We start from the raw sequence: 5,086 nt of genomic DNA on the forward strand, positions 1-5,086 counted from the left end.
GATGACAAAAACCATCCCAGCCTGGTCCTGGCCCGCCGGCTTGCCGCGAAAGCCGACCAGGTCTGGCTCTTCACCACCGACTTCACGATCCCCTGGACGAACAATCCCAGCGAGCAGGCGATCAGGCTCCCGAAACGGCACCAGGCCGTCTCGGGCTACTGGCACACCCCCACCACGCTAGCCGCCTACCTCCGCGTGCGCTCCTACCTCGTCTCCGCCCGCGACCACGGCCTGACCGCCATCGACGCCATCCGCCTCGCCCTCGCCGGCAAGCCCTGGCTGCCGATCCCGCGCACGGTCCGCCCCGCGCTCGCTCTCCCCGCCTGAACCAATATCAACACGGAGCTGCTCAGGCCGCCACCCGTGAATGGACACATCAGGATCACCCGGGCTCCGCTGCGCGGCGCGAAGCTCATGGCCGCCTGCCCTGGCCTGGCGGTTCGTCGACTGACAAGCCGACTACCTGCGGGCCTCCCCGGGACCTCCTGCACTCCGCACGTTCGGGTTTGGTGCTTTGACCCGCCTGTTCCTTGGTCAGGGTGGTCTGGTCGGGTCGACTCCGAGGAGGTCCAGGCACGCGCTGCTGGAGTGGTGTGGGTCGGGGGATGTAGGCGGGCTGGCCGTCGCGGGCGGGCACGAGGCGCAGGTCCGCGAGGGCTTCGAGTAGGAGCCGGCCGGTGGGCCTAGCCGGGCGGCCGGCGTAGAGGCCGGGACCTTCCCGGACGGGCCCGCGGTCTGGCGGGCTTGGCGCTCGATCAGGGAGAACAGCAGCAGGGCCAGGCCGACGACGTGGAGCAGGCCGTGGATCCGCTGGTTGTTCTCGACGTAGAGGGGGGCGACGGCGAGCGGGCCCTTGAACGCGCTGTAGCGCCGCTCGGAGGCCTCCTGGCCCTTGTAGTCGAGGAAGACCCCGGCGGCGTCCTTCTCCTCGATGCTCTGGTTCGTCAGCAGCGCGAACCAGCCGTCGGCCTTCTGGGCGAGGTCGAGCGCGTCGGGGTCGAAGAACCAGGTCAGGTGTGGTCTGCCGGTGTCGGGGTCGGGGTCGGTGTCGATGTGCGTGCGCAGCCACGCCCCGACCCGACACTCTGCGGTGATCTTCTCGACGCGGGCGCGGACCGCTGCCTCGTCGGGGTAGTAGCGGGTCCCAAGGTTGCGGTGCAGCACGACGAGCGCCGCGCGCGCCTTGTCGATCTGTTTCGTGCGGGTGGTCGCGGACGTCTCGGCGCGGCGGGCCGAGTGGGAGAACACCGTGCGCACGGGGAACGGCGGGTCGGCGGCCTTCGGCCCGCGTAGGGTCGTGGTCCCCTCGACGACCCGGTGGACGTCGCGCTCGTGGAACAGCTTGTCCTGGTCGCGTTGGGCCGTCCAGTCCACGATCGTGGCGGTAGTCGGGTCGTGGGCGGCGAGTTCGGCCAGCCCGACGAGCGTGCGCGAGGCGGGGGCGACGAACGTGGCCCCGGCGGCGTCGATCGCCCGCAGGTTCGTGTAGGAGACCAGCTTGCTGTCCCCGACCATCAGGAAGCGGCGCTCACCGGCCAGTTCGCGCAGGGCGCGCAGCGCGCCCTCGACCTGGCTGATCTCGGCGGCGCCGCTGTCGTAGGCGCGGGTGAGTAACGCGACCGCGCCGTCGGCGCTGGTCGCGACGCCCACCTGGACCTGTTTGAGGTCAAATCTGTGATCTTTTGGGTGGCCGGGTTTCGGGGTGGCGTAGGCGGGGTCGGCCTGGTCGTAGGCGCCGTACACGGACATGCTGGTCATGTCCCAGTGAAAGCGCAGGGTCTCGATGCCGAACGCCGCGACGGCGGCCGCGCCGATCGAGCCGACGATCGCGTCGGCCTGCTCGGCGAGGGCTTCGAGCGCCCGGCCGCACCGGTCGTCGTTGAGCGCGTCGGGCTCGATCCCGAAGATCTCCTGGACGGCCCACCTGCGGGCCCACTGCTCGACCCGGATCAGCGGGGTCGGGGACGTCAGCCGGTTGGCGATCAGCATGGCGATGACCTGGCCGTGGGTGTAGCGGGCCTTGTTCTCCTGGATCGGGCGCAGCCGGTCGATGATCGCGACGAGGTCGATCCTCGCGAGCAGGCTACGGATCACGGGCAGCGAGCCGAGGAATTTCTCCGAGCTCGGGGGCCCGTAGAGGAGGTCCGCGGCCGCCAGCACGCTGCGAACCGTGCCAGACCGGACGCACTACGCACCAGGCTGATCGCCACGCCGCCGGATCAAGAAGTCACGTAATCAGCACACCGGACGATCGTGCGGAGTACAGGAGTCCAAGGATCTCTGTTCCATCCGGGACTATAGGTAAGGGGAGGGGCGGCCGGGTGAATGCAAGTGAATCTCCGTTGATGCCACGTCACAAATACCTCCCGCGATGGGATGTGACACGGGAGAGCAGGGCGACCCACCGAAATTCGGAGGTGCGGCGACCAAAGAAACATCACCGGCCACCGAAAAGGCCACCTGAAATCGTCGAGAACGTCGTATGCAAGGCAAGGGCAACGAAAAGCCCACACGGCCAGTTCTCTCAATTTTGCTACTCCTGACGCCCAGGATGATATCGCCGATTTTGCGGCTGACCTTGACGTTTGGGCGCGGTCCAATTCAAGCACGAAAGACACGGCGAACCCGCCGGCGCGACAACCGGGGCGGACTGGCCGGGCGGCGCCAGCGGACGGATCTGACGTGGCCCCTGCTACCGCAGGGGCTCGGGCAGGTTGCCGCTGTGGATGACGGTCAGCGAGGTGACCGCTCGGGTGAGTGCCACGTAGAGCCGCCGCAGACCGTGCAGCACGGTGGGTTCGGCGTCGATAACGGCGGCGGGCTCCACCAGGACCACATGATCGAACTCCAGGCCCTTGGCGAGGGAGGCGGCCACGAGCGAGGCGCGCCCGGGAGCCTCGCCGCCGCCCAGGTCGACGAACGGCAGCCCGGCGTTACGCAGGGCCGGCAGCAGGGTGGGGAGGAGGCTGTCGGGGGTCAGCACCGCCGTCGCCCCCTCGGCGCGCAGCACCCGGCGTGCCTCGCCGGTGGTCGTTGCCGCCAGCTGGCCGGGTTCCGTGCGCACCAGCGTGAGCGCGCCGGGGACCGACCGCGAGGAGGTCGCGGCGGCCAGGTCAGGCGCGATGTGGGGCAGCAGCCGGTTCGCGAACACCAGGATCTCCGTGGGCACCCGGTAGCCACGCGTCAGTTCCTCGATGTGCGCCTCCGGCTTGCCCAGCTGCGCGAGCGTCCGCGTCCAGGACGTCGAGGCCCACACGGTCGTGCCCTGGGCGAGGTCGCCGAGGACGGTCACCGACGCATCCTCACATCGGCGTCCGAGTGCGCGACACTGCATCGCGGACAGGTCCTGGGCCTCGTCGACGATCACATGGCCGAAACCGGGAGCCCGCTCGATGAGGCTGTCCGCCTCATCGACGCAGAAGGCGTCGGCCAGCGACCAGCGAGCCGTGCGCGGCGTGCCACCTGGCCCGTGCTTGAGCAGCAGGTGCTGCTCGGGGGAGCTCAGGACCCCGTCGGCGGCGGACTCCAGCAGGCCGGGGTCGGTGAACAGCCGATGGATCAGCGCCGCGCCCGTGGTCTTGGGCCAGATCGCCTCCACGGCCTCCCGGATCGGCCGGCTGCGGGCCAGGGTCTCCAGGGCGCCGTCGGTGAACGAGCGCCCGTTCGCCTCCGCCTTACGACGGATCGCCGCCGCGAGTCGCCGGCCAAGCATGGCTCGCGCCGCACCGTAGGGGTAGGAGCTCGACCGCAGGGCCGTGAGAATGTCCGCCGCCTCGTCGGTGCTGATCGTCCACCGGCCCAGGCGGGTGGCGACCGTCACCGGTGCGGTCGGCACGCCGACGGCGCCAGCCAGGGCCCTGCTGATCACCGTGGCGAGGCGGGCGTCGCCCTTGAGCATCGCGACGTCGTCGGCCTCGACCGCCCGCACCGCCACCGTGGCCGGCAGATCGGCGATGCTGATCTGCGTCACGGTGAACTCCCCGAGCGACGGCAGCACCGAGGCGATATAGCCCAAAAACGCCCGGTTCGGCCCGACGACGAGGACACCAGACCGTTTCAGCTGCTCGCGGTGGGCGTAGAGCAGGTACGCCGCCCGGTGCAGACCGACCGCGGTCTTCCCCGTGCCGGGGGCGCCCTGCACGCAGATACTCACGCCCAGATCCGCCCGGACGATCTCGTCCTGCTCCGGCTGGATCGTCGCGACGATGTCGCGCATCGGCCCGGAGCGGGGCCGCTGGATCTCGCGTTCCAGCAGCTCGCTGGCGATCGTCGAGGCGGCGTCGGTGAAGGGCTCGTCCTCGAAGGCCGTCAGCTCGGCGCCGTCGTAGCCGAACCGCCGGCGGCCCCGCAGGCCCATCGGATCCGCCGGGTGCGCACGGTAGAACGGGCGGGCGACGTCGGCGCGCCAGTCGACCACCAGTGGGTCGTCACCGGCCGTCTCGCGCACGAGCCGGCGACCGAGGTAGATGCGCTGCCCCGGAACCTGCGGGGCGTCCGGTGCGTAGTCCACCCGCGCGAAGAACAGCGGCGTCGTCTCGTCGTCGGCGGTGAAGGTGGCCAGGCGACGTTCCCGGTCCTTGCGCAGGTGCGCGTTCGTCACCTTGTCCACTACCGGGTCACCGTCGACGATCTGTACCTGCTCGATCTGCCGGCGCATGCCCCGCAGGGCGAGCCGGCTCCGCTGCAGGTACTGCCGCTCGCCCTGCAGCTCCGTGTCGCTGCCGCCCGTACCCACCAACACCCCCAACGATGACCAGGTCAAAATTCTGACCAGAGAAGATTACAGGTGGCGCGACGGAGCCGACCGCGGCCGGCCGAGCATCGCCGGTGGCGCGCCCAGCCGGCCGCCACCGGGCCTCACGCCAGTTCGGGGAACCCCTGCCGGAGCGACCGGAAGGCTCGCTGGGCGGTGGCGATCGCCTCCGGAAGCACCTGCGCCGCCGACCGGCCGGCCGCCACCTGCCGCCAGTTCTCCCGGGACAGAATTCGTTTCGCGGTGACGACATGACCGGCCATGAGCGAGGTGAGGAACTCACCGACGCCGGGCACCGCCTCGGCGAGCGCCACCGCCAGGGCCTCCTCGGGG

General features: G+C 70.5%; 2 protein-coding genes and 2 pseudogenes. 1 reads left to right on the forward strand and 3 read right to left on the reverse strand.

Going from position 1 to position 5,086, the window contains the following annotated elements; all coding sequences use genetic code 11:
• Nucleotides 1–327: pseudogene (locus AC08OV_RS22530) on the forward strand (IS66-like element ISFsp11 family transposase); the annotation flags it as partial.
• 207 nt (nt 328–534) lie between these two features.
• On the opposite strand, the gene AC08OV_RS22535 reads toward AC08OV_RS22530, so the two are convergent.
• From AC08OV_RS22535 to AC08OV_RS22545, 3 genes and pseudogenes are all read right to left on the reverse strand, one after another.
• Nucleotides 535–2,160: an IS1634 family transposase gene (locus tag AC08OV_RS22535; RefSeq protein WP_476620272.1), complete on the reverse strand. Its 1,626-nt coding sequence runs from the start codon at nt 2,158–2,160 to the stop codon at nt 535–537.
• Between the two features lie 532 nt (nt 2,161–2,692).
• On the reverse strand, nt 2,693–4,762 hold the full coding sequence (locus AC08OV_RS22540; RefSeq protein WP_476615341.1) for a HelD family protein: 2,070 nt from the start codon (nt 4,760–4,762) through the stop codon (nt 2,693–2,695).
• A 95-nt stretch (nt 4,763–4,857) separates the two neighbouring features.
• Nucleotides 4,858–5,086, reverse strand: a pseudogene (locus AC08OV_RS22545) (TetR family transcriptional regulator); the annotation flags it as partial.

The sequence above is a fragment of the Frankia sp. CeTa3Moorea genome (assembly GCF_978021225.1).